The sequence below is a fragment of the Kordia sp. E genome (assembly GCF_056033805.1).
Genome location: NZ_JBRASR010000002.1, coordinates 1089618 through 1112227, shown reverse-complemented (window position 1 = coordinate 1112227; position 22610 = coordinate 1089618). Strand labels below are relative to the sequence as shown.

Here is a 22610-nt window from a genome sequence, read left to right as displayed (position 1 = left end):
TAAAAAAACTTTACTTGAATCTTACTGATCCATTTTGGACCAGTAAAATTCAACGAAAAGCAGATTCAAACAAATTAACTTTATTTTTAATGTGTTACTTCTAAACTGTAATAACGCACTTTTGCATATGATCCTTCATCACGTGATTGAAAGTAGTTTCCTGCTTTGAAATAGTTTTCAAAGATTCCCCACTTTTTCATATGAATGTTTTCATAGGTTTTAAATTCGTTATTATTTAGAACGATTGTCATTTTTCCTTCACTGACTCGAACTTCGAGTCTAAATTTTTTGAAGCCAACTTTTTGCTTAAATGTAAATCCTTTATCATTTCCCCATGCATCTTCGTGAAGCATTTCTTCATTTGTAGCATTTAAGTTTTTTAAGACTTTTGTTTTGACTCTTATTTTGCCATCTTTCCAATATATTTTTAACATTGGTGGCGCATTGTTATCTTTTTGACCAATAAGGTCACGTTGTTTGTTAGTTAAGCGACCATGTATTTGCATGATGATGACTCTGTGATATTTACCATCTTTATCACGAGAAACCTCATCAATTGCCAATTTCCCTTTCATTTTTCCACCTTGCTTAAATGTCCAGTTGACATTATTTTCGCCAGGCTCCATTTGTTCTCTTAATTCCGAACGTGAGTATTTAGTGTTTGCAGTTGTCGCTTTACTTGGATATGCATAGAAGACTAAAGCACCGCGTACAGAATCGTTGTACATGTATGGTATTAAATCTTTATTTGTAGCATAGTCTAGTATTTCTGGTGGTGACACTTCCTGCGGTTTTTTTCCATTGCCCGCAGGCGTTGTCACTTTCCAATGCGATAAATCAATTTTAGGTAATTTAAACTTTTTCCTCTTTTTTTTCTTCTTCTTCCTTTTTGTTTCTTTCGTAACAGTAGTAGCTTCAGTATTGTCATTTGACTGCGCAAAACCAATACTTAAACTAAAAGAAAAGAATAAAATAAAAAGCGTTTTAAAATTCATATATGTATTAGTTATTTGCTGTAATTGTTACAGAATCAGCTCGTATTTCTTCATCTCCACTACTATATCCATAACTACCAACACTACTATCTCCTCCTAAACCTCTTATGAATAGTGCAACACTATCATTAGCTCCAGCATTAAATATGAATGTATGTGTAAAATAACTATCATCATCTGGATTCGTTATTGTCTCAGTTATAATGTTATTTGCAGCATCTTCTACTTGCGCTACTGTAGTATAACCATAACCTGAACTAGGAAATTCTGTAGCAGTTGCATAATAAGTTGGTGTGTAACCAGCATCATAACCAGCACCTGCTAAAATTCTTAATTCAAGCATACTACCAGGATAGCTACCAGGCATACTAGCAATTTCTTTATGAGATGTAATTAATGTTATTGTATAATCTGCGTTTGGTGTAACTGCAAATTCTTGATATACATGGTCTGGTTCGTTGTTGTCAAACTTAACCACGTTATCAGAACCTCCATTACCAGAACTTGATTCTCCTTGTTCTCCAATGTCATCATTATCCCATCCTGAACATGAACAATCACTTGAATTCCCATTGTTTTTTGGTAGTTTATCAAAATCAGCATTGATTAATACTGGATCTGGAACTAATGGTGCTTCTGGCTCAACAACTTCAATAACTTGCATTGCAGTGCTTACTACACCTAATGCATCAGAAGCGGTTAAAGTTACTGTATATGATCCTTCTCCTGGATATGTAGTTGCTCCGTCAACTTCTGTTGATGTATTTCCATCTCCAAAATCCCACATGTATGTTGTAGCACTTGTTGATAGGTTTGCAAACGTATAGTTTTTCCATTCATCATCTGCTCCAGCTCCTTGTGAAAAGGAGAAGGCTGCTTCTGGTGGAGTTGCATCTGCAATTGATCCTTCTTCTGGCAGTTCAAATTTTTCAAAATCACTACAAGACTGGAATGCAAACGCCAATACAATTGCTGTAGTAAACCCAATTATTTTTTTGATTTGTTTTTTCATTGTCTTTTTTATTTTATTAGTAACCAGGGTTTTGAGTTAATACTCCGTTACTTAAGTTGATTTCTCTTTGTGGAATTGGCAATAATAAGTCAGTTGCGTTATAGTTGTAGTTATTTGCCGCTGAAAATGCAGAAAGTACATTTTGTGCTTCATTGAAACGGATTAAATCGAATAAACGATGGTTTTCAAAAGCTAATTCTACACGTCTTTCATCTAATAATTCTTGTTTCGAAATGTTTGTGACCATCGTAGTAAGTCCTGCACGATTACGTACTAACTGGAAAGAACTTAATGCAGCTGGAACAGCCGTACTAGTTCCGCCTGCCATAATAGCTTCAACGTGCATTAGTAATACATCCGAATAACGTAATACAATCCAGTCATTACCTGCTAATGTAGGATCAGAGATCATGAAATCGTCACCTGCGTGTGCATCAACTTCTCCATTTGGAATGTATTTTCTAACTTGATGTTGCGTTGGTTGTGAGATGTCTACACGATATGACACATCCAAACCTCTATTTCCTCCTAGAAGATCTAAAGCATCTTTAGCATCATTGGTTACATAATTAACTCCACTTGTTCTTCCGACAGCATTTAGCCATTCTGATGAAAAGTTTTGACTATCTACTCCAGCAGCATTGTATCCTATAGCAAATATAACTTCGTTGTTTCCTTCGTTATAGAAGACATCTTCAAAATTTGTTTCTAATCCAAAACCACTTCCTATTACAGCTTCACATAAAATTTGTGCATCTAAGTAGTTTGTACCTTGTGTTAGGTATACTTTTGCTAATAATCCTTGTGCGGCAGCTTTGGAAGCTCTTGTTCTATATGTGTTGTCTAGTCCATCAATGGCAGTTAGTAAATCGTCTATAATGAATGCATAAATGTTTGCTGTGGCTACTCTTGTAAAAGAGATTTCTTTATAACTTGGATCAGTAATATCAATCACTTGATCTACTAATGGAATATCTCCATAAAGGCGTACAAGGTTAAAGTATGCATATGCTCTTACAAATTTAGCTTCTGCTTCAAAACGTGCTCTGTTTGCATCAGATGCAACCGCTAAGTTTTGTAATACTACATTTGCTCTAAATATTACGTTGTAAAAACTTCTGTAATAATCGGCAACAATTCCATTGTTTGCAGAAATGTTATAGCTTTCAAATTGTGCAGCTTCTCCTTCGGAAGCCTTTGTTCTTGTATTATCACTTCGCATTTCAGTAAGATAAAACTCTACTTGTGTTGAGTGAGAATCATTTGCAGATGTTGAGTTTACTCCTTGGAGACCATCATACATATTTATTATTCCATTTTCAAGTTGCGCTTCTGTTGTATAGAAGGTGTCAGCATTTACTAATGATTCTAATTCTGGCGATAAGAAATCTTTCTCACAAGAAAACACAGTAACTAGCAATACTAACAATGCTACAATTTTTGTTTGTTTCATATTATTTTTCATTTTAGTTATGTGTTAGATTAAAATTCTACGTTTAAACCAACAGTTATTGTTCTATTTATTGGCGATCCTGCTCTTTGATATCCATACGTTGTTGGTGATGTAGTGTTAATTGATTCTGGATTGAATCCTGTATAATCACTTGCCGTAAAGTATAATAAGTTTTGACCAGTTGCATATATTCTTGCTTTCGACAAGAACACTTTTGATAAGATACTATCAGGTAAGTTATACCCAATGTTTACCGTACGTAATGCTACATAAGAAGCATCTTGAATGATGTCGCTTGTAAAAATCTTTTGTTTAATAAATTCTTGATCAGGAGTTGAAGAAATAAAATCTTGTGAACTGTTGAAATGGTTGAATAAATACTGATCTCCCATGTTTCTAATTTCTGCTCCGTGACTTCCTTGGAACATGAAACTTACATCAAAGCTTCCAATTTTGAAATCGTTTGTAATACTCCAAACTAAATCTGGATATGGATTTCCTAAGATAGTTTTATCATCATCATCAATTACACCATCACCATTTAAATCTTTTACATACACATCTTGTGCTTCTCCACCAATTGGGTGATATGGGTTTGCTATGTATTCTAAAGGAATATCACGATCTACAACCCAACCGTAGTACGATGAAATAGGATTCCCAACTAAGTTAATCCATTCCGCAGCTCTTTTACTGTCTACATTTTGAATTTGTCCGTTAGAGTCTGCAAAGTCAACCAATTCGTTTTTGTTACGAGATGCTAACATTGTTGTTGACCAACGGAAGTTTTCTTTTGTAATGTTACGTGTACGTAATTCAATTTCAAATCCTGAGTTTTCAACTTCTCCAATATTAATTAATCCGCTATCAAATCCTGTAGTTACAGAAACCGGGTTGTCAATTAATAGTTGATCACTTGTTCTTTTATAGTATTCAACAGAACCTGTAACAACATTGTTAAATAATCCGAAGTCAATTCCTGGGTTAATTTCAATAGAACGTTCCCATTTTAAGTTTGGATTTGCCAAGTTAATTGGGTTGAATCCTGTTGCAATTGTTCCGTCAACTACTGCTGTAGAAGATTGTAAAAGTGATAAGTATGGGAATTTGTCTACTAATACATTTCCTGTATTGAAAAATGGATTTCCTGTAACACCATAACTTACTCTTAGTTTTAAGTTGTTAACAACTTCGCTTTCGCTTAAGAAATCTTCGTTAGAAGCAATCCAACCAACAGAAGCTGCTGGGAAGTTACCATATTTGTTGTTTTCTCCAAATGCAGAATACCCATCACGACGTATACTTAATGATACTAAGTATTTGTCATCATATGCATAGTTAACTCTTCCTAAGTATGATAATAATCGTTCAGGAAATTTATATGAAGTTCCTACTACTGTTGTAGGATCGGCTCCTGCTATTGTTTGTACTAAGTCAGAATCATATCCACCTCCAGAAGTGCTTTCAAAAGTCGTATCCCATTTTTCAGCAGAGAATCCTACAATGGCACTAATTTCGTGCTTGTCAAATGTTTTGTTGTATGATAAGATATTATCAGTTACCATGTGAATTCTATTCTGCGTAGAGATAAGAAGGCTTGTTGCGGCAGATCCATTTCTGCTCGATTGTACACCTTGCCAACGATCTCTTCGTGTATTTTGAAAATCTCCAGAAAGTGTAGTTCTAAATGCTAAACCATCCAAAATTTTATAGTTAGCATAAAAACTACCTGCAAGTTTGAATTTGTAATCATTACGATCACGTTCCAATACTTTTGCGGCAGGGTTTGTATTAGAAGTATTACTAATATCTGTTCCACCTGAAGCTACAGGCGTCATTGTATTTAAATCATAATCATCAAACATACGTTGTACTGCATAATCTCCAATTTGAACATTCGCATATTTCCCACCATCTCTCAATCTGTTTACAAATCGAATATTGTTTTCGTCAATATATAATGGTAACCAAGGTGTTTGACGTAAAATATCGTGTGTAGAACCATCAAAACGTCTTCTGTTTGTATATGATGGTGTTAAATTAACTCCAAGCGTTAGTTTGTCAGTTATTTTTGAATCTAACTTTATTCGCATTGAATATCTTTTGTAGTCATCAGTTAACAATACACCTTCATCGTGAATGTATCCTAAAGAAGCGCTAAATTTTGTCTTTTTGTTTCCACCTCGCATATTGAATGAATGACTTGTAATTGTCCCTCCATCAAAAATAACATCTTGCCAATCTCTATCGGTTCCAATTAATTGCTTGTAACGAGTTCTATCAGAAAGTGTTCCTGTTGCCGCCATTTCAGCAGCAGCAGTTTCAGCAACAGTAAAGTAATAGTCATCACTTTGTCTTGCTTCCTTGAATCCCATAAATGAATTATATGAGAATCTTGTTTTTCCTTCTTTTCCTTGTTTCGTTGTAATTAAGATCACACCGTTTGCACCTCTTGATCCGTAGATAGAAGCAGAAGCAGCATCTTTTAATACTTCAAATGATTCAATGTCATTCATATCAAATGAACCTAAGAAATCACTATCAACAACCAATCCATCAACTACAATTGCAGGATCAGAACTACCAGAAATAGAACCAGTACCACGAATACGGATAGTTGGCGCAGAACCTGCTTCACCTTCCGTAGCTTGTATATTTACACCAGAAACCTGACCAACTAATGCTTCATCCACACGTGGAACAGCAATTTGTTCAAGATCTTCATTTTTCACTTTCGAGATAGCTCCTGTTAAGTGACTTTTCTTTTGTGTACCATACCCAATAACAATTACTTCATCAAGTTGTGAAGCATCTTCTATAAAGGTAATATTGAGTGTTTTTTGAGCGTCAATAATTACAGTTTGTGTCACGAATCCAACATACGAAAACTGAAGCACGTCACCTTTAGTGACTTTTATTTCGTAGTTCCCATCAAAATTTGTAGTTGTTCCTTTTGATGTTTTTACATTAAGCACATTTACACCAGGCACAGGTTGATTGTCCGCTTTAGCAACAACAGTTCCTTTGATAGTAAAGGCTTCCTGCGCATACATTGAAACGCAGAAGAGTAGCATTACAATGTAGGTTAGCTTAGTTTTTAAATTCATAATTAGTTTTTTTAATTAGTTAGTATTGAACTAATTACTTAAAGACATATTTCTGCCGTTAAAATTCATTTTTTTTGTATTTTAGCGATCTGCATGTTACGATAAGTAATTATGTATAATTTTACTTCCCTCCAAAGAAGTAATTCTAAAAAGGATAGGCGTGCACCTGTCCTTTTTTTGTGGCTAACCAAACTGGTTTACCAGATTGGTTTACCAAATATATATTAAATTTTTGTTAAATAAAAATTAATTTATATTATTTCATAAAGTCCTTGCGTATAGGACTGAAGACGTCAATAAGTATTCCTTCTTCCGTGCAAGTTGCTTTATGCATACATGTGGTGATATATTGATTCTCTATAATCAAATAAAACTGTTTCTACTTCTCGTAATGATTAGCAGATTTTTTCTTTATGACTTATCTCCAAAATAAGATACTTCACCTCCACTTAAGAAATCTTCTCTTACAGGGCTAAATGTGTCAATTAATTCTCCTTCTTCTAAGCAAACTGCACTATGTAATAAATTAGGTTCAATATAAACTCCATCTCCTGCTTCTACAATTTTCTTTTCTCCATCAATTTCAAATTCAAATTTACCTGAAACACAAAAAGTAGCTTGCGTGTGAAAATGTTGATGTGGTGCACCTAATGCTCCTTTATCAAATTTTACTCTTACCATCATGATTTGATTATCGTAACCTAAGAATTTTCTTGATACTCCACCACCTAGCATCTCCCATTCCATATCTTTTGAAATGATGTATTTTTCACTAAATCGATTCATTTTTTTTATTCTTTTATGATTATTTATTTGAAATAATAAGAACCTACCCAAGTATAATTCTTATTGTTAATTTTTAATGCATGTTTTGCTTCTTTTGAAGCGTTTGTATTTGCTGTTATAAATAGCTTAGTAATACCATTTATATTTGTTATTGCAATTGCTGTGTATTGATCGGAGTCATACATCAGTTTTAATTCTTTTATACTACTGTTTGAATTTACAGCAGATTCTGAAATAGGACTATAACTACCATGAGCCTCTATTGTTGAAACAAAAAGTGTATTTTTTGTATTTTCTCTCCTTAACAATAATGCAGGATCTTTACGTAAATTAAACTCCGGATCGTTTGCTCCAATTCTCGTAAATAGTAATTCATCCTTATCATTAGTCACTGTTGTTAGAGTATAAAATTTACGGTTGTTTAACCAAGAGAATTTAGAATTATCATTATTTGCTTTTGCAGAACCTTCTACATACAAATGTTGGTACCCGTTTTTGCTTCCTAAAGGCTTTAAAGTTTCTTGTACTTTATATTCAAAATTGGTATTTAATACTTGGCCAAAGAAATAATAGGGGAAATCATATTGATTAGCAGTTTTTGAAACAATCTTCATGATATCTAGTAGATAAGGTTTTTCGAAATCGGCATCTTTTATTATTGCCATTGTTCGAAGCATTTCCGTATTAGGATATGCATTATCTTCTTTCGCACTTACTACCTGAACGTTTTCATTTTCTATAGAAAAGTAATGTAACTCCGAATGGTGCTCACTTCCTATTTCGTATTTTCCGTTAAAGTGAGAGGTTTCATTTTGAGTGACCGTATTATGAGCAATAGTTTGTTTTGCCCAAGTTTTGTTTTCTTTCAAATAGTTTCCACCACCTTTTTGTTCAATATTTACAAAGCGTGCTAAACCATAGTCTTGAATTATTTCATCTCCTTTTTCGTATAATGAATATGATAACTTATCGTAATGACCATGACTTGATCCTTGCGCAGTATATTTAAAGACAAGCTCTATGTTTTCACTCCTCAGAATACCAACGCCACCTTCGTTTCCTTCCGGACCATCTGATAAATTTATAGACTTTTTTGTGAATGGTATTGCTTTTCCATTTTTAACACCTAATGCAACTGCTAAACCCGAATCGTCTAATAAAACGCGGTCTTGTTCTTTTGCTATACTTAGTAATTCTAGATTTTGGTTTCCATAGTGATAAGATATATCGACAGCAGTTACTAAGGCGCTTGTGTAATAAGACATTCCTTTTTGACCATCGTTTAGTGGAAAAAAGTCACCATCTGCATCCGATAAATTTAATAATGCATTTATAGAATTTAAAAGCACTCCATTTTTGTATTCAAAAATCTTTACTTCTGGTCTTACATTGTGTAATGCTTCAGCAAAAATTAAAAAAGGATACATAGCATATCGTTGATAATATGGACCTTCATTATAATATCCGTCCGGAGAAAAAGGTTCTTCTATATTCGCTAAAAAACCAGCTTTTCCGTTTTTGTTTATATAACCTCCATCATCATCTTTGGATGTTTTATCTAAATCAGTTCCTTTAATACCATATAAAGCACGTTGTATTAATTCTTCATCATCCATTACCAAACCAATCATACCAACAGCTGCATTTCCCCAAGTGCTATGGTTATGTACTCTGTTATAAAACTGAGGACTGTTTATTGAAATATGATCTGCAAATGGTCGAAAAAGATTTATTTCTAATTTGTTTCGTTCTTCTTCCGATAAATAATTATAAATACAATCGTATGCCTGACTCACATATACTAACCAATTAGAATCGTTTAAACATTGCCAAAATAATTTACCTCTTGCGTAAGAGCGAGTTTTTGGATGCAATGGTAATGTTTTGTACATCACTTCATATTGCATCAACATATCTTTTACATATTTGGCATATTTTTCATCGTCTAAGATTTGATATAAAACACCAGCTTTTTGTAAAACTACGAAATTACGCTTGTGACGTGCATGTGTATATCCACCAGAATAATCTTTTGGAATTGGTACATGAATTCCAGAAGCAATTTCTGCATCAATTTCCACTTTCGTTTTCGCTAAGGTTTTATCAAATAGTGGAATTGTTCCAAGTTGTGCTCTAATATCCGAAACACCTTGTTTGGTAAGAATCAACTTTGGATGTGAGCTTATTTGCGACGTTTTAGCAATTTTAGTTTCTTTTGCACAAGAAACAGTAGTCCCCATAAACAATATACTAAATAGAAGATTTATTACTGTGTTATGATTCAATTCCATTATTAGTTAGTTACAAAATATGATCCTTGATTGCTATAATTCAATTTATTTTGGAGGTGTCCCCATACCTATTGTCGCTTCTCTAAACCACACTTCTGTATAACATCCATTTTCATATTGTTTAGCGATGTCACCTCCATAGGTTTCTGCTCCTGCACACCATACCATATTTTTTTCAGGACTTTTCCCGTTGGTTTGGTTATAAGCACCTTGTTTAAAATAGTTTAACTCTCCACTATATGCAGTAGCACGTTCAACACCATCTTGTCCTATTGGTACGAATAGCTTTTTTACTTGTGCTGGTAAGTCTGATTTTTTGACATATTCAGATGAAATAAGATTTTTAGTAAATGTTTTTGTTTCATGTCCGTCACTTTTAAAAGTAAGATACATGATCCCTTTATATACATTTACTTCATAACTAAATTCTTCACCTAATTCTATTCCATTCTCAGGTTCAGCAGGAAAATCATTTTTACTTGTTCCTACAACAGACATATCGTGTCCCCAAATAGCAGTAGAATAATCCCATCGTCCAGAGTTATCATCGCCAGCGGTATTAATTTCATAGTTCCAGAATACAGATCCTTTTGTATGCCCTGGGAATTTTTTGTAGAATAATTTAAATGGTTCATTTTCATGTCCTTCTCCACTATGAATTTGACCAACTACTGTTGCATAAGACGCCGCAACTCTAGCATCACCAGAAGTGGAAACTTGCATTACTTTACATGTACCTGTTAACTTTCCTCCTTCTTCAGGAATCCATTCTCTTTTTTCGTGTAACTCAGTTCTTGTGTTGCTTGAGTTTTTTGAAGTGACACCAGAATTTGGAGTTTTGTAAACTACCCAACGTCTTGTACCATCGATTACAGTATAGAAAAAATCTTTATGTTCGAGATTGACAAGATTGTCCGCTTTCGTTCCATCTCCCATTAGTATTTTAAACTTATCCATAAAAGGAATCACTTCACTTGGATATACTATTTTTGCACTTAAACCATCATTTGCTTTGAAATATCCTTCATTGGATATTGCGTCATCACTTATAGTGATATTTGCTGATTTAAACCAAACCTCAGCATAATTACTATCTGCATATTGTTTTTGAACATCACCGTTATGAGTTTCAGCTCCTGAACACCATACTTTGTTTACTTTAGGATCTTTCCCATTCGTTTGGTTGTAACATCCCAATTTAAAAAAGAGACCTTCACCAGTATATGCATTTTTACGTTCAACACCATCTTGACCTATTGGTACAAATAAGTTCCTTACTTGTGCTGGCATGTCTGAACTATTTGCATACTCTGAAGCGATTAAGTTTTTAGTGAATGTTTTGGTTTCATGTCCTTTACTCGTGAATGTTAAATGCATCATACCTTCCTTAATTTCCACATTATAACTAAACTCTTCACCTAAAGCAATTCCGTCTTTTGGCTCTGGCGGATATGTATTTGCATCAGTTCCAACCACAGAAAAGTCATAACCCCAAATTGGGTATGAATAATCCCATCTTCCAGAATTGTCGTCACCTGCGGTATTTATTTCATAATTCCAAAAAACAGAACCTTTCGTATGTCCTGGAAATTTTTTGTAGAATATTTTTAGTGGCTCGTTTTCATGTCCATCTGCACTATGAATTTGACCAACTACAACTGAGTACGTTGCCGCAACAGTAGCGTCTCCCGTTTTTGAAACATTCATTACTTTCAGCGTTGCATTCATTGTGGCATCTGTCATTGGCGACCATTTTTTTAGTTGTGCCAGTTCAGTTCTTGTATTGTTTGATGTACCATGCGTATTTCCTGCATTAGGTGATTTGAATACAACCCAATCTTTTTTGTCATCGTTTACCGCATAAAAGAAGTCTTTATTTTCATAATCAGTTGCCTTACCTACATTAGAACCATCACCTAAGATTAAGTTCCAATGTTGAAAAAATGGAATTACATCATTTGCTTTAAGACTTTCTGTTACATTTTCAGTTTTGTCAGCAGGTTTTTGCTTTTTGCTTTCACCACAACTATTAAATAATAAAATAGCGCTTATTATTAATATAAGATAGACAGAAACTGGCTTAAATATTTTGAGATTCATGTTATACGATGTGTTTTGTAATAATTGTAATAGTTATGCTTGATAATTTATATCAGCATGTCTTTTATAAAATAAACTTTTATTAGGATTGAGAAATTACTCTTTAATTATTTTTTTAGTAACACTTCTATTATCCGTTGCTATTTTAACTAAATACATTCCTTTTTTAAGATTAGAAATATCGATACTATTATTAATTTCATTAGCAGTCAACACCTCTTTACCTAAAATATCATAAATACGTACTGAAACTGAATCAGTAATATTCGTTTGGATATTTAAAATGCCTTTACTTGGATTAGGATATATTTTGAAATCGGAAACTGAACTAACATCATCCAAACCTAAAGTAGCGTCAGAAACTATTAATTCATTCGAATAGTTAAACGCTTTATCAACTGCGTAAATTTTGTAATAATTACCTGCGGCATATGTATCTGTGAAATTTGTATCTGTACCAATGTAAACTACAGTTCCTGTAAGGCTTCCTGTTCCGTTAGTTGTTGTGCTGCCATATTCATAAATACCATTTTGATTTGGATCGTTATCTGCATTTGGCGCTGTAGTATATTTAACAACGACATAACCTCCATTGTCAACACCGCCTGAAGAAGCAGTCCAACCAATAGCAGCTATACCCGAATTATCAGCATACGTGCCAGCAGTTGGGTCGCTTGGTGCTGTGTTATCAAAAGCACCTGCATAGACTACAAAATCATCAATTCGTACAGTAGCAGTATAATTATTATCATCACCATCAAGTCTTGCAACTGCCCAATTAGAGGCATTAAAAGTAGCGCCAGTTGTTATGGTTCTATATGTTTTAGTGTATGTGTTTGCTGCAAATGCAGTAACGTCTGTGGTATTTCCTGCAACTCCTCCTGAGGTATTATTTAGATAGATACCTGCATCTAAATCATTCGTCGGATCGGTTGGAGCTGAGTAAAAATATTGAACCGTATATTCTGTATTTGCTTGGATTGTTGGATTTGTTGGTGATGGCGATTGCATACGAACATTGTTAGCTCCAGGTGTTACAGCCCATGCTGCTGAAAAAGTACCTGTTCTTGCCAATGCAGCATCATCTGTCATATCTCTAACGGCAGAATTACTTGTTGAAGATACCGTCCATTGTGTTTGCGCTGTTCCTGCTTGACTACCTCCAGCATTAGACATTGTATTATCTGCTGTTTGTGTTTCCATTCCACCATCCATTTCAGGGAATTCTCCAATAACTTGACCAGAAGTTGCTGCTGTAGTTGCTCCAGAATACACAATCTGTGTGTTTACACGTTGTGCTTTTCTACTCGTTAATGTACTTGGTGCAGATGAAGAACCTGCTCTATAATTAAGAGATTGGTGTGCTGTATTACTCCAATGCCAATTTAATGAGCCATTACCAGAAAATAACACATTTGGTTGTCCTGCATCTGCTGGCACTAAACCAGAAGAATCCCAATCGACAGCAATTTCTAAAGAGTCACCTGTATAATTGAAAGGTGTTGATAAAACAAAACTCAAAAATCCTTCGGCACCAGGAAAGTTATTTGTTGTATTAAATGTATACGTTCCCACAATAGTAGCTCCATTTATTGCGTCTGTCCAAGTACTACCATTAGCTACTACTTCCGTTGCACTAGAATTTCTCATATAGATTGTCATCGTAGCATCACCTGAAGCTGTAATAATGTTAGAAGAACCCAAATCAAAGTTTATTTGAGATATGGTTGCTGAAGGTGCTAAAGATGCTAATTCCGTTGCAGTATAAAGTATACTAGCACGAGAATATACTGAGCTTGAGCCACTGTCTGAACGTTGAAAAGGACCTCTAGTTGCCGAAGAAGACGTATCTGTACCTAAAGTTAGCGTTGTTTGCGCTTCTGCAAAACTTATAAAAAGTATTGCTATAAAAAGTAATTTTATTTTCATATAATGAGTTTTAATGAGTTAGATATAGATTGTAATATTTTATATAAGAAAATGCATTTGCGTCTGTTGTTATCAAATAATTGCCTGCTTTGAAATAGTTTTCAAAAGGCCATTTATCCAGACTTGTATCTTCGTATATATAAGGTGTTTCGTTATTGAGTTGGACACTTAAGCGAGCATCTGAAGCGATTATTTCAAAGTCAAACGCATCATAACCAACATAGCCAAGATTTTGTTTGATATCGCTCCAAATTGTATTTGAAGTCGTTAATAATGCATCACCAGAAGTAGTTTCATCTACTAACGATTTTTTGTGTGACCAGATATATCCATCTTTCCAATATATTTTAAGTAATGGCGGTCCATTGTTTGATGAAAAGCCATGTATAGCCATATCTTCTTCTGAAATGATTCCATGAATTTGCATGATGATTACGTCATGAAATTCATCACTTGAATTAGTGTCTTGTGAAACAGATGCCACTTTTAGACGTCCTTTCATTGTTCCTCCTTCGAGTAATGTCCAGTTTTCTCTTGAGTTAGATGTATTGATGAGTTCTCGTAATTCAGTTCGAGAATATGAACTGTTTGTCGTAGATGATTCAGGGTATGTATAAAAAACAAGCGATTCATCATCTGTATCATCGTACATGAAAGGCTGTACTGGAGTTAATGTTTGGTATCCAAAATTTGTCAACTCATCAGGTTGATATTCATCAGGTTTTCCATTATTATTTTCATCTACAGGAAGTGTTACTTTCCAATTAGAAAAGTTGATATCTGCATAATTTACTGTTGGAGTTTCATCTGGTGGAACTTCATTTGAAGGAGTTTCAGTAGAGGTTGAAGTTGGTCTATCCAACTCATTGTCGCTAGAGCAACCTACAGTGAATACAATGCTTAACAGCAAAAAAACAATTCTACTAAGACTACTATGAAATGACTTTTTTGAATACATTTTTAAAATTGGTTTACCAGATTGGTTTACCAAATATAGTTATATTTCTGAATGCTGCAAATTTTTATATATAAAATGTATTTTGTCATGAGAGCTTCAAAATGGTTGCATTTAAATGATTCATACTAAATTTATTGACTCATAAAGTACAATGTGATTTATTGAAATTACATCCAGAAGTCTCCAAAAAATAAATAGTTAATTATCAAAACATTAAAACTTATAGCTTAAGAATTAGATTAAAGAAATACCTTTTTCAAAACTACCAAGTGAAAGAATTATTTAATCAGTATTAATTTTTGAATATCAATGATTTGCAATTAAAAGATAGGTAGTAACAATGAATAATTTGACCGCATAAAAAAAGCACTATACTTCACATTTCGAGTTATCTCAATGTTTTAATTAGTGCTTTTTTATTGTGGGAATGCCCAAATAGTTATTCTTCTTCTTCATTTCCGCCTGCAAAGAAGGCTTCTAGTTCTTTTAAGGTTGCTTCTGATTTTTGAATGTCTTTGACAACTTCACCTTTGTTGAGTACTACGATTCGATCTGAAACTTCCGTTACGTGCATTAAATCGTGACTTGATACTAATACCGTTACTTTCTGATCTTCTGCCAATTTTTTGATGATTCCTTTTAATCGAATTTGCGTCGTTGGATCTAGGTTTGCAAAAGGTTCATCCAAGATGATTACTTCTGGATTTCCTATGAATGAAGCGACAATTCCTGCTTTTTTTTGATTTCCTTTACTTAGATCTCGCAAGTATTTTTTTTGATTTAGAATTTCTCCATGAAAGAAGTCTTCAAATTGTGCTAATAAGCTATCAACATCTGCTCTTTTCTGCCCTCTAAGCTCGCCTATGAAGTAGAAATATTCTTCTGCGGTAAGGTAGCCAATTAGGAAACTTTCATCAATGAATGATGATGTAAACGGTTTCCAGGCTTCACTTTCATGCACTTTAACTCCATTGCTAGTGATGTGTCCGCTTGAAGGTTGAATAAGATCGAGTAGTAAACTGAATAGTGTCGTTTTTCCAGCACCATTGTTTCCAACCAATCCAAAACTTTGTCCTTTTGGAATTTCTAATGAATCTATTTTGAGTACGGTTGATTCTCCGTATGTTTTTGAGATATTATCTATTGCAATCATTGTCGTCGTTTTAGTAGATTATTTTTTTTCGCCAAATGCTGCGATGGTTTTGTATTTTCCTTTTTGATATGTTTTTTCAATGAAGTTTAGGAAGAAGTTTTTGAAAATTAATCCAACTATTCCACTGACTCCTAAACAGATGATTCCTGTTGTTAAATCAAATAGTAAATACGGAATGTATAGTAATAGTACTGGTAATAGCATTTTTGGCAACGCAATTAGTAATTGCGTCGGATTGAATCCTTGCGTGTTGCTAAATGCTTTTGCTTTTGCGTTTAGTTCGATTGGAACTCTGTTGAGTGCACCACCAAATAGTGTTACAAACGAATTGATTCCGATATTGAATGATGCACCGGCGGCAATCATTCCGAATATATCCCAACCAAAGTAAATGTATGGTGTACTGAGTATGAATGAGATTAAAACTCCTAAGACCATTAGGTACCATTTTGATTCTAAGTATTGTCTGTATGGAATGTTTTGACTCATCATCATTTTGTAATATTCACTATCCCATGATGGAACCATTTGTCCAAATGAGAATAGAAATCCTGCGGTAATGAATAGTGACGCAAACGCTAACATTGCTGGCATTTCTCGGTATACTTCTTGTGTAAAAAAGATAAGTCCATAAAACAGAAATAATGCCGACATAAATATTACTTGTCGTGGACGTTTGTTTCTCCAAATCATTCGCACATCATTTTTAAGGAATGTAGAGAGTGTTCCAAAACGATCTAAGAATGAAAGATCGGACGTTTCTACTTCTTTTACTTCTTTTGATATAGCGCCATCTAAATAGAAACGCTTGTTAAGATAGTTGAAGTTTAAGTAGTAAAGAAAGCATGCCAATGCAATTGGAATGATAACTAGATATGGATGATTGTATAATCCGTTGAAAACTGCTCCTAAAGGTTCTGTTATTTTATAGATTCCCAAATATTCCAATGCGCCAAAAACGGCTAGTAAACTTGCGGTGATGTAAAAAACTGTATTGCTTTTGTTTACTAATATGTTTAGGAAGTTTAGCGCTTGTGTAATAGCGACTACTGCGATAAACCAACAAATTACATTGATTGCTGAATATCCATTGAATAGTAATACCACACTGAATGGTATAAATATGAATAATGGTAGTATGTTGAAGAATGAAACCGCTGTTTTTCCAAGTAAGAAGTGAATGATTGTTTTTTTCTTAATGGGAATTGTCATTAACGGTTTGATATTCATTACAGGCGCTTGCTGCATGAAGTACCGAAAAGCCAAATCTACTAGAAACCAAAAGATGATATAGTTGTTGACTGTTATTAATGGATCTATAGCAGGGACCAATTCTTCCGCAATAAAAAAGAGTCCAATACCAGCAAATAAAGCCATTGCTCCAAAGTATAACGCAGCAAATACTAGCAATATTTTGATGGCGATCCCTTTTTGAAAAGCGGAAGATCTTGCAAATTCTTTCCACTGTAAACTTAGAAATTTTTTAACCATTGTATGTTTTTTGGATTGGGTTGATATGTAGTTAGTGTCCGTTTTTCAGATTTGTTACACCTTATTTCAAAAGTTCGTATTCTGGATACGTTTTATGCAATAGTTCTTCTGCTTTTTCGGGCAATACTTTTACACAAATATGAGTGAGGAATATAGTAAAAACTATTAAAAGAGCAATTAGCAGTTGAATAGCAAAATGGTCTATTTTTAGAATGTCAGAATAGTAAATAAGTTGAAATAGATTCAATATAAAAACGCCTAATGTTCCTGTATTGAAAATCATTTCTTCTAGCTTCCACCTTTTGCCTGTTTTTTTCTTTCTTTTTTTATACTGCAAGCTATGCCAAGAAGTTATCATCACAAAATAAAATAATCCCATGATAGATAAAAATCCTAAAATCCACACGCTAGCTGCAACATATCGAATGATATAAAATAATGCTAGTATTGCACATAATGTTCCTATGATTTTTGGAAGTTTTATGTATTCTTGCATGAAACCAAAGATGATTTTCACATAGCGTTTTGACATGCTTATACTATGTTTTTCAATGATATCATTGAAACCAAAAACACCAAATTCTTTGAATTCTAAATTCAACGCGTCATCAAAAGATAGTGCTGGATTACTTTCCCAACGCTTCTCAATTCCATTTGCCAAATGATCTACCAACTCCGTTTGCAAATCGTAGTGTTCTACGTAATGCGCACGCGTGAATTTGTATAATTGATCTATTTGATTTGCTGTTAATTTCATTTTTTTAGCTATTGGGTTTTGGGTTTTGGATTTATTTGTACTTTTTTATTTAAAATTCAACATTTACCATTTATAATTGACTTGGGTTTGTTTGTTTTAAAGTTGTATAAACGGGAAATGTTTTGCACTTCTTTTTATACTATTAAATCATGGTATTTTTTGAATTCTTTACAGACTTTAGTATACCTAATAAAGCTTGCTTTTATGAATGGAAATAATAAAATAAGCATCAAAGCAAATGCTTGAAACTCCATCTTTTCATCATAGAAACTTGTATATACATTTGGAACTAACCCAAAAAGATTAATCCAAAGAAATACACTTGTCATAGACATATTGATGTGTAATGATTTTTTAGGAATTTCTCCTTTGATCGATTTGTATAAAATATTCACAAATGGATAGAATACGTATATAAAACCTATTGTAAGTGCCCATTTTTCTGAGTATTTTGAAACTGCAATGATGGAGGCAATCATCAATATAAATTCTATATAAAACTGTATTGATGTAAATAAGCTTATGACTTGTTTTACGTATGCTTTGAAATGTTTTCTTCCTATTTGACGTTGTTTTTGACGCTGCAATTTTTTGAAACCTTCGCCAGTTGCATATTTTGTAGACTTAACCCATTTTGTATTGTCCTTGTTAAGTACATATCCTTGTTTGATGTCGTTTCCAAAAGAAATTGTTACTTCTTGTAATGCGTCATCAAAACTGAGTGTCTCTTTTGTGATTTTTTCTTCAATTCCTGTTGCAATATGATCTAATAATTCCAACCGAACATCCCAATACACGACTCCACTTTGTCGCAAGTAGTCGTCAATGTATTGTATTTGTTCCTTTGTTAGTTTCATATTCTCTGTTGTGTTGTGCTCTTTGTTTGTAAAACGTTTAAGTTTCTTACTATCTCATCATGTAATTAATTCATGGTACTTTTTATATTTCGCATAGATGTTTTTGTGAACAAATAAACTTGTTTTTACTATCGGGTATACGAACAGCATTGTTATTGCTACCCAAAAAACTAGTTCAACATTTACTCCGTTTCTCATTCTTATGAAAATATAACTATGCATAATTATAATTAAGAACGTAGATAAGATTTTCGAACTCACTTCTATGTGTAAAGAGTTTTTTGCAGCTTTGTATCTACTAGTTAAATAGAGCGTTTTCACTATTTCTAAACACAACCAAACTATTGCTATTGCGGGCAACCAACCTATATAATATTGAAAAGAAACATATAGGAGTATTGTAAAAAACAGATAATCTATATAGAATCTTTGTGTGGTAAAGTTTTCCTTTAATTGTGTCCAAAATTGTTTTAGGTATTGTCTTTTAATTTGCTTGCGTTTTTTTGCTTCTAATTCATTGAAACCTTTGTTATTAGCAAATATTCCCGAAAAAAGCACTTCTGTTCTATCTCTATTTAATAAATGACGTTCTTGCACCGAATTCCCAAAAGCTATCGTTACTTCTAATAAAGCATCTTCAAAAAAAAGCTCTTCTGTTTCTATTTTTTCTTCAATAGCTACAATAAAATGATCCAAAAGCTCCATACGAACATCCCAATAGGTAACACCGCTTCGTTGCAAGTATTCGTCAATATGTTGTATTTGTTCTTTTGTAAGTTTCATGTTTTCTATTGTGTTCCGTTGTTTCGGTTTTGGATTTATTTGTACTTTTTTATTTAAAATTCAACATTTACCATTTATAATTGACTTTGTTGATTTGTTTGTTCGTTCGTTTGTATATTATTAATTCTATCATTTCTAAATACTCAATACTAATCTCTAATTACTTTTTCAGTTATTCAATACTCCATTTTGGATTTACCAATACTTGCATGTTTCGGATGTAATTTTCCAATTCTTTAAGTTTGTTCACCGTTTCTTTGCTTCCTTTTTCCGTTAGCTTATAATATTTACGCAAGCGATTGTCCACTTTAGCGACTTCTACATCTAATAAATCTTCAGCTTCAAGCTTGTGCAATGCAGGATATAAGGCGCCTTCCGTAATATTAAGTTCACCTTTTGTGATTTCTTTTACCTTTTGTGTAATTTCATATCCGTACATTTTTCCATTCTCTTCCAAGAGTTTTAAAATGATTGTATGTAAGCTTCCTTTATAGAGTTTTGAGTTTCCCATGACTTTATTTCTTATGTAAATATATACATAATTTTCTTATGCATAAGTTTTTTATGTATAATTTATGATGAAATCGTTATAATAGCCCTATTTGTTTGCTTATTTTTGCCGAATAATTCGCAAGATGCGATCAGTTTTTTATCAAAAAGATTACACAATGTCAGATTACCGTCAGCTAGAAATAGGTCATATTCATAGAGAAACACCAAGTGCAGTAAGCGTAGAGTTTACAATTCCAGCAGCATTAGAACCTGAGTTTTCATTTAAATCAGGACAATATATCACCATTAAGAAAACATTGAATGGTAAAGAGGTTAGAAGAGCGTATTCATTATGTTCTACTCCAAAAGAAAATATCGTAAAGGTTGCTATTAAAGAAGTTACAAATGGAACTTTTTCAACTTATGCAAATCAGGAGTTGAAAGCTGGCACTTTTTTAGAGGTACATCCGCCAGAAGGTAAGTTTGTTTATACACCTTCTTTACATAAAGGAGCTGTAGCACTTTTTGCAGCTGGTAGTGGAATTACACCAATTATGAGTATTTTGAAAACTGCTTTAGATTATGGAAATACAGTAACACTTTTGTATGGAAATAAGTCTGTAGAAGAAACTATTTTTCATGGCGAATTGATTGCTTTGACAGAAAAGTATCCTAACTTTTATTTGAAGTTTGTGTATAGTCAATCACGTGAAGAAGACGCTTTAACTGGGCGAATTGATACTGCTGCCGTAAATTATGTTGTAAAGAATCAAATGGCAGCTATTGATTTTAGTCAGCATTATATTTGTGGACCAGAAGCAATGATTAATACGGTTTCTGATACCTTAAAAAATAATGGTATTACTGAAGAAGCAATTCACTTTGAATTGTTTACAACTTCGTCAGAAACCAATGAAGCAGCAGAAGATGTTACAGGAAAATCAACAATTTCAATTACGGTTGATGATGAAGATTTTACATTTGAAATGGAAGCTAGCGATACAATCTTAGATGCCGCATTGAAGCAAAAGATTGATGCACCATATTCATGTCAAGGCGGAATTTGTAGTAGCTGTATTTGTAGAGTTACGGAAGGAAAAGCAATTATGGAAAAGAATCAAATTTTAACCGACAACGAATTGGCTGATGGAATGGTTTTAGCTTGTCAGGCACATCCAACAACTCCAACGATTAAGGTTGATTTTGATGATATTTAGACGATTTTAGATTTTAGATTTTAGATTTTAGATTTTAGATTTTAGATGGAAATTAAATAACCCTAACGTCATTTCGAGTGATTTTCGACAGAAAATTGTATCGAGAAATGCTTTAAAACTCTAAATAATCATGTTAGTTGAATAATTACTGAATTTTATATATTGATCACCTCAACAATTTTATCAAAAATAGCTTTCGGTGTAATGGTTTGCATTACGTTTTCATAACCTTCAGGATATTTGTTTCCGTAGATTGAAGTTGGCAATAGTGGATATTTTTCTCTGTCTGCTAATATTGCATTTTCATGCGATTGTCCAAATGGATAAAATCCTGCATATGGATGCGTTATTCCCCAAATAGTGACTACTTTTCTACCAAACATAGCTGCTAAGTGTGCATTTCCAGAATCCATAGATAGCATTACATCTAAGTTCGATATTAATACTAGCTCTTCTTGAAACGTAAACAATCCAGCACAGTTGATCACATTTTCGTAGTTGTCACTGAGTGTTGCGAGTTGTTTTTTATCTGCAGGTCCGCCAAAAAGAATTATTTTGTAGGTATTGGTTTCGCTTAGGTTAGCAATCACTTTTTCCATCAACTCAAAAGGATACGTTTTTCCTTCAAAAGCTGCAAAAGGCGCAATTCCAATCCACTTTTTTTGATCTTCACCAGTAAAAACAGTTATTTTTTTGATAAGTGGCAATTGCGGTAATACATCTTCTTTGGTGAGTGATATGTTGTATCCTATTTCTTCAAAAACATCCGCATAACGTTCGTGTGTCGTCTTGAGTTGCTTGAAGATTTTATCTTTAGTTTGCGTTAATGCTTTTTTATCTGCGCGTCCTTTGTCTATTTTAGATACCTTGAAACCACCAATTTTAAAATAGAGTCCTAAAATTTTAGATCGCAATACATTGTGAAGATCAGCAACAACATCTATTTGTAGTGCTTTTAATTCTTTGTATAGTTTGTATAACCCAAAAACACCTTTGTGCTTTCCTTTTACATCAGCTGTGTAAAAAGATACATTTGGAATATCTTCAAATATAGGTTTTAGGAACGCTCTGGAAACAACTGTTATTTGTATCGTTGGATACGTGCGAATCATAGCTTTGATAACTGGTACAGTCATAGCAACGTCTCCCATTGCTGAAAGACGTATGACTAGAATGTGTTTCGAAGATGTTGAAGTCATCATGTGATGCTTTGATTCTTTGAGACGTAT

General features: G+C 33.4%; 17 protein-coding genes and 1 pseudogene. 1 reads left to right on the top strand and 17 read right to left on the bottom strand.

Annotation, left to right across the window (positions count from 1 at the left end):
• Positions 1-86: 86 nt before the first annotated feature.
• The 16 genes and pseudogenes from ACUUYC_RS07970 to ACUUYC_RS07895 form a co-directional block, all read right to left on the bottom strand.
• A complete protein-coding gene (locus ACUUYC_RS07970; RefSeq protein ID WP_474265136.1) occupies positions 87-995 on the bottom strand; it encodes a polysaccharide lyase family 7 protein in 909 nt (302 codons plus the stop codon).
• A gap of 7 nt (positions 996-1002) precedes the next feature.
• The gene (locus tag ACUUYC_RS07965; protein WP_474265135.1) at positions 1003-2007 is read right to left on the bottom strand and encodes a PKD domain-containing protein; all 1005 of its coding nucleotides are present in this window, start codon (positions 2005-2007) and stop codon (positions 1003-1005) included.
• 16 nt (positions 2008-2023) lie between these two features.
• Positions 2024-3460, bottom strand: coding sequence for a RagB/SusD family nutrient uptake outer membrane protein (locus ACUUYC_RS07960; protein ID WP_474265134.1), 1437 nt, complete (start codon positions 3458-3460; stop codon positions 2024-2026).
• Positions 3461-3489: 29 nt separating this feature from the next.
• Entirely contained in the window at positions 3490-6567 is a 3078-nt protein-coding gene (locus tag ACUUYC_RS07955; RefSeq protein ID WP_474265133.1) for a SusC/RagA family TonB-linked outer membrane protein, read from the bottom strand.
• 411 nt (positions 6568-6978) lie between these two features.
• Positions 6979-7353 (bottom strand): cupin domain-containing protein, encoded by a 375-nt coding sequence (locus ACUUYC_RS07950; protein WP_474265132.1) that lies wholly within the window; start codon positions 7351-7353, stop codon positions 6979-6981.
• A 23-nt stretch (positions 7354-7376) separates the two neighbouring features.
• Complete coding sequence (locus ACUUYC_RS07945) at positions 7377-9593, bottom strand: alginate lyase family protein (protein WP_474265131.1); 2217 nt, start codon at positions 9591-9593, stop codon at positions 7377-7379.
• 96 nt (positions 9594-9689) lie between these two features.
• Positions 9690-10679: a polysaccharide lyase family 7 protein gene (locus tag ACUUYC_RS07940; protein ID WP_474266364.1), complete on the bottom strand. Its 990-nt coding sequence runs from the start codon at positions 10677-10679 to the stop codon at positions 9690-9692.
• Between the two features lie 645 nt (positions 10680-11324).
• Positions 11325-11744: pseudogene (locus ACUUYC_RS07935) on the bottom strand (polysaccharide lyase family 7 protein); the annotation flags it as partial.
• Between the two features lie 96 nt (positions 11745-11840).
• The gene (locus tag ACUUYC_RS07930) at positions 11841-13673 is read right to left on the bottom strand and encodes a T9SS type A sorting domain-containing protein (RefSeq protein ID WP_474265130.1); all 1833 of its coding nucleotides are present in this window, start codon (positions 13671-13673) and stop codon (positions 11841-11843) included.
• Between the two features lie 10 nt (positions 13674-13683).
• Entirely contained in the window at positions 13684-14631 is a 948-nt protein-coding gene (locus ACUUYC_RS07925; protein WP_474265129.1) for a polysaccharide lyase family 7 protein, read from the bottom strand.
• 439 nt (positions 14632-15070) lie between these two features.
• Positions 15071-15784, bottom strand: a complete 714-nt coding sequence (locus ACUUYC_RS07920) for an ABC transporter ATP-binding protein (protein ID WP_474265127.1) — start codon at positions 15782-15784, stop codon at positions 15071-15073.
• An 18-nt stretch (positions 15785-15802) separates the two neighbouring features.
• Complete coding sequence (locus tag ACUUYC_RS07915; protein WP_474265125.1) at positions 15803-17275, bottom strand: DUF5687 family protein; 1473 nt, start codon at positions 17273-17275, stop codon at positions 15803-15805.
• Between the two features lie 61 nt (positions 17276-17336).
• Entirely contained in the window at positions 17337-18032 is a 696-nt protein-coding gene (locus ACUUYC_RS07910) for a hypothetical protein (RefSeq protein WP_474265123.1), read from the bottom strand.
• A gap of 134 nt (positions 18033-18166) precedes the next feature.
• Positions 18167-18889 (bottom strand): hypothetical protein, encoded by a 723-nt coding sequence (locus ACUUYC_RS07905; protein WP_474265122.1) that lies wholly within the window; start codon positions 18887-18889, stop codon positions 18167-18169.
• Between the two features lie 57 nt (positions 18890-18946).
• The gene (locus ACUUYC_RS07900) at positions 18947-19672 is read right to left on the bottom strand and encodes a hypothetical protein (RefSeq protein ID WP_474265121.1); all 726 of its coding nucleotides are present in this window, start codon (positions 19670-19672) and stop codon (positions 18947-18949) included.
• A 172-nt stretch (positions 19673-19844) separates the two neighbouring features.
• Positions 19845-20183: a PadR family transcriptional regulator gene (locus tag ACUUYC_RS07895; protein ID WP_474265120.1), complete on the bottom strand. Its 339-nt coding sequence runs from the start codon at positions 20181-20183 to the stop codon at positions 19845-19847.
• Between the two features lie 157 nt (positions 20184-20340).
• On the opposite strand from ACUUYC_RS07895, the gene ACUUYC_RS07890 reads away from it, so the two are divergent.
• The gene (locus ACUUYC_RS07890) at positions 20341-21381 is read left to right on the top strand and encodes a 2Fe-2S iron-sulfur cluster-binding protein (protein ID WP_474266363.1); all 1041 of its coding nucleotides are present in this window, start codon (positions 20341-20343) and stop codon (positions 21379-21381) included.
• 155 nt (positions 21382-21536) lie between these two features.
• Here ACUUYC_RS07890 and ACUUYC_RS07885 read toward each other — a convergent pair whose 3' ends face one another.
• Positions 21537-22580 (bottom strand): glycosyltransferase family 9 protein, encoded by a 1044-nt coding sequence (locus ACUUYC_RS07885; RefSeq protein WP_474266362.1) that lies wholly within the window; start codon positions 22578-22580, stop codon positions 21537-21539.
• Positions 22581-22610: the final 30 nt, after the last annotated feature.

What these genes read in the sequence shown, in the direction of transcription:
- ACUUYC_RS07930 (WP_474265130.1), bottom strand. Translation starts at nt 13,673, where the DNA reads ATGAAAATAAAATTACTTTTTATAGCAATACTTTTTATAAGTTTTGCA.
- ACUUYC_RS07900 (WP_474265121.1), bottom strand. Translation starts at nt 19,672, where the DNA reads ATGAAACTTACAAAAGAACAAATACAACATATTGACGAATACTTGCAA.
- ACUUYC_RS07970 (WP_474265136.1), bottom strand. Translation starts at nt 995, where the DNA reads ATGAATTTTAAAACGCTTTTTATTTTATTCTTTTCTTTTAGTTTAAGT.
- ACUUYC_RS07920 (WP_474265127.1), bottom strand. Translation starts at nt 15,784, where the DNA reads ATGATTGCAATAGATAATATCTCAAAAACATACGGAGAATCAACCGTA.
- ACUUYC_RS07965 (WP_474265135.1), bottom strand. Translation starts at nt 2,007, where the DNA reads ATGAAAAAACAAATCAAAAAAATAATTGGGTTTACTACAGCAATTGTA.
- ACUUYC_RS07955 (WP_474265133.1), bottom strand. Translation starts at nt 6,567, where the DNA reads ATGAATTTAAAAACTAAGCTAACCTACATTGTAATGCTACTCTTCTGC.
- ACUUYC_RS07890 (WP_474266363.1), top strand. Translation starts at nt 20,341, where the DNA reads ATGTCAGATTACCGTCAGCTAGAAATAGGTCATATTCATAGAGAAACA.
- ACUUYC_RS07925 (WP_474265129.1), bottom strand. Translation starts at nt 14,631, where the DNA reads ATGTATTCAAAAAAGTCATTTCATAGTAGTCTTAGTAGAATTGTTTTT.
- ACUUYC_RS07915 (WP_474265125.1), bottom strand. Translation starts at nt 17,275, where the DNA reads ATGGTTAAAAAATTTCTAAGTTTACAGTGGAAAGAATTTGCAAGATCT.
- ACUUYC_RS07905 (WP_474265122.1), bottom strand. Translation starts at nt 18,889, where the DNA reads ATGAAACTAACAAAGGAACAAATACAATACATTGACGACTACTTGCGA.
- ACUUYC_RS07885 (WP_474266362.1), bottom strand. Translation starts at nt 22,580, where the DNA reads ATGACTTCAACATCTTCGAAACACATTCTAGTCATACGTCTTTCAGCA.
- ACUUYC_RS07950 (WP_474265132.1), bottom strand. Translation starts at nt 7,353, where the DNA reads ATGAATCGATTTAGTGAAAAATACATCATTTCAAAAGATATGGAATGG.
- ACUUYC_RS07910 (WP_474265123.1), bottom strand. Translation starts at nt 18,032, where the DNA reads ATGAAATTAACAGCAAATCAAATAGATCAATTATACAAATTCACGCGT.
- ACUUYC_RS07945 (WP_474265131.1), bottom strand. Translation starts at nt 9,593, where the DNA reads ATGGGGACTACTGTTTCTTGTGCAAAAGAAACTAAAATTGCTAAAACG.
- ACUUYC_RS07960 (WP_474265134.1), bottom strand. Translation starts at nt 3,460, where the DNA reads ATGAAACAAACAAAAATTGTAGCATTGTTAGTATTGCTAGTTACTGTG.
- ACUUYC_RS07895 (WP_474265120.1), bottom strand. Translation starts at nt 20,183, where the DNA reads ATGGGAAACTCAAAACTCTATAAAGGAAGCTTACATACAATCATTTTA.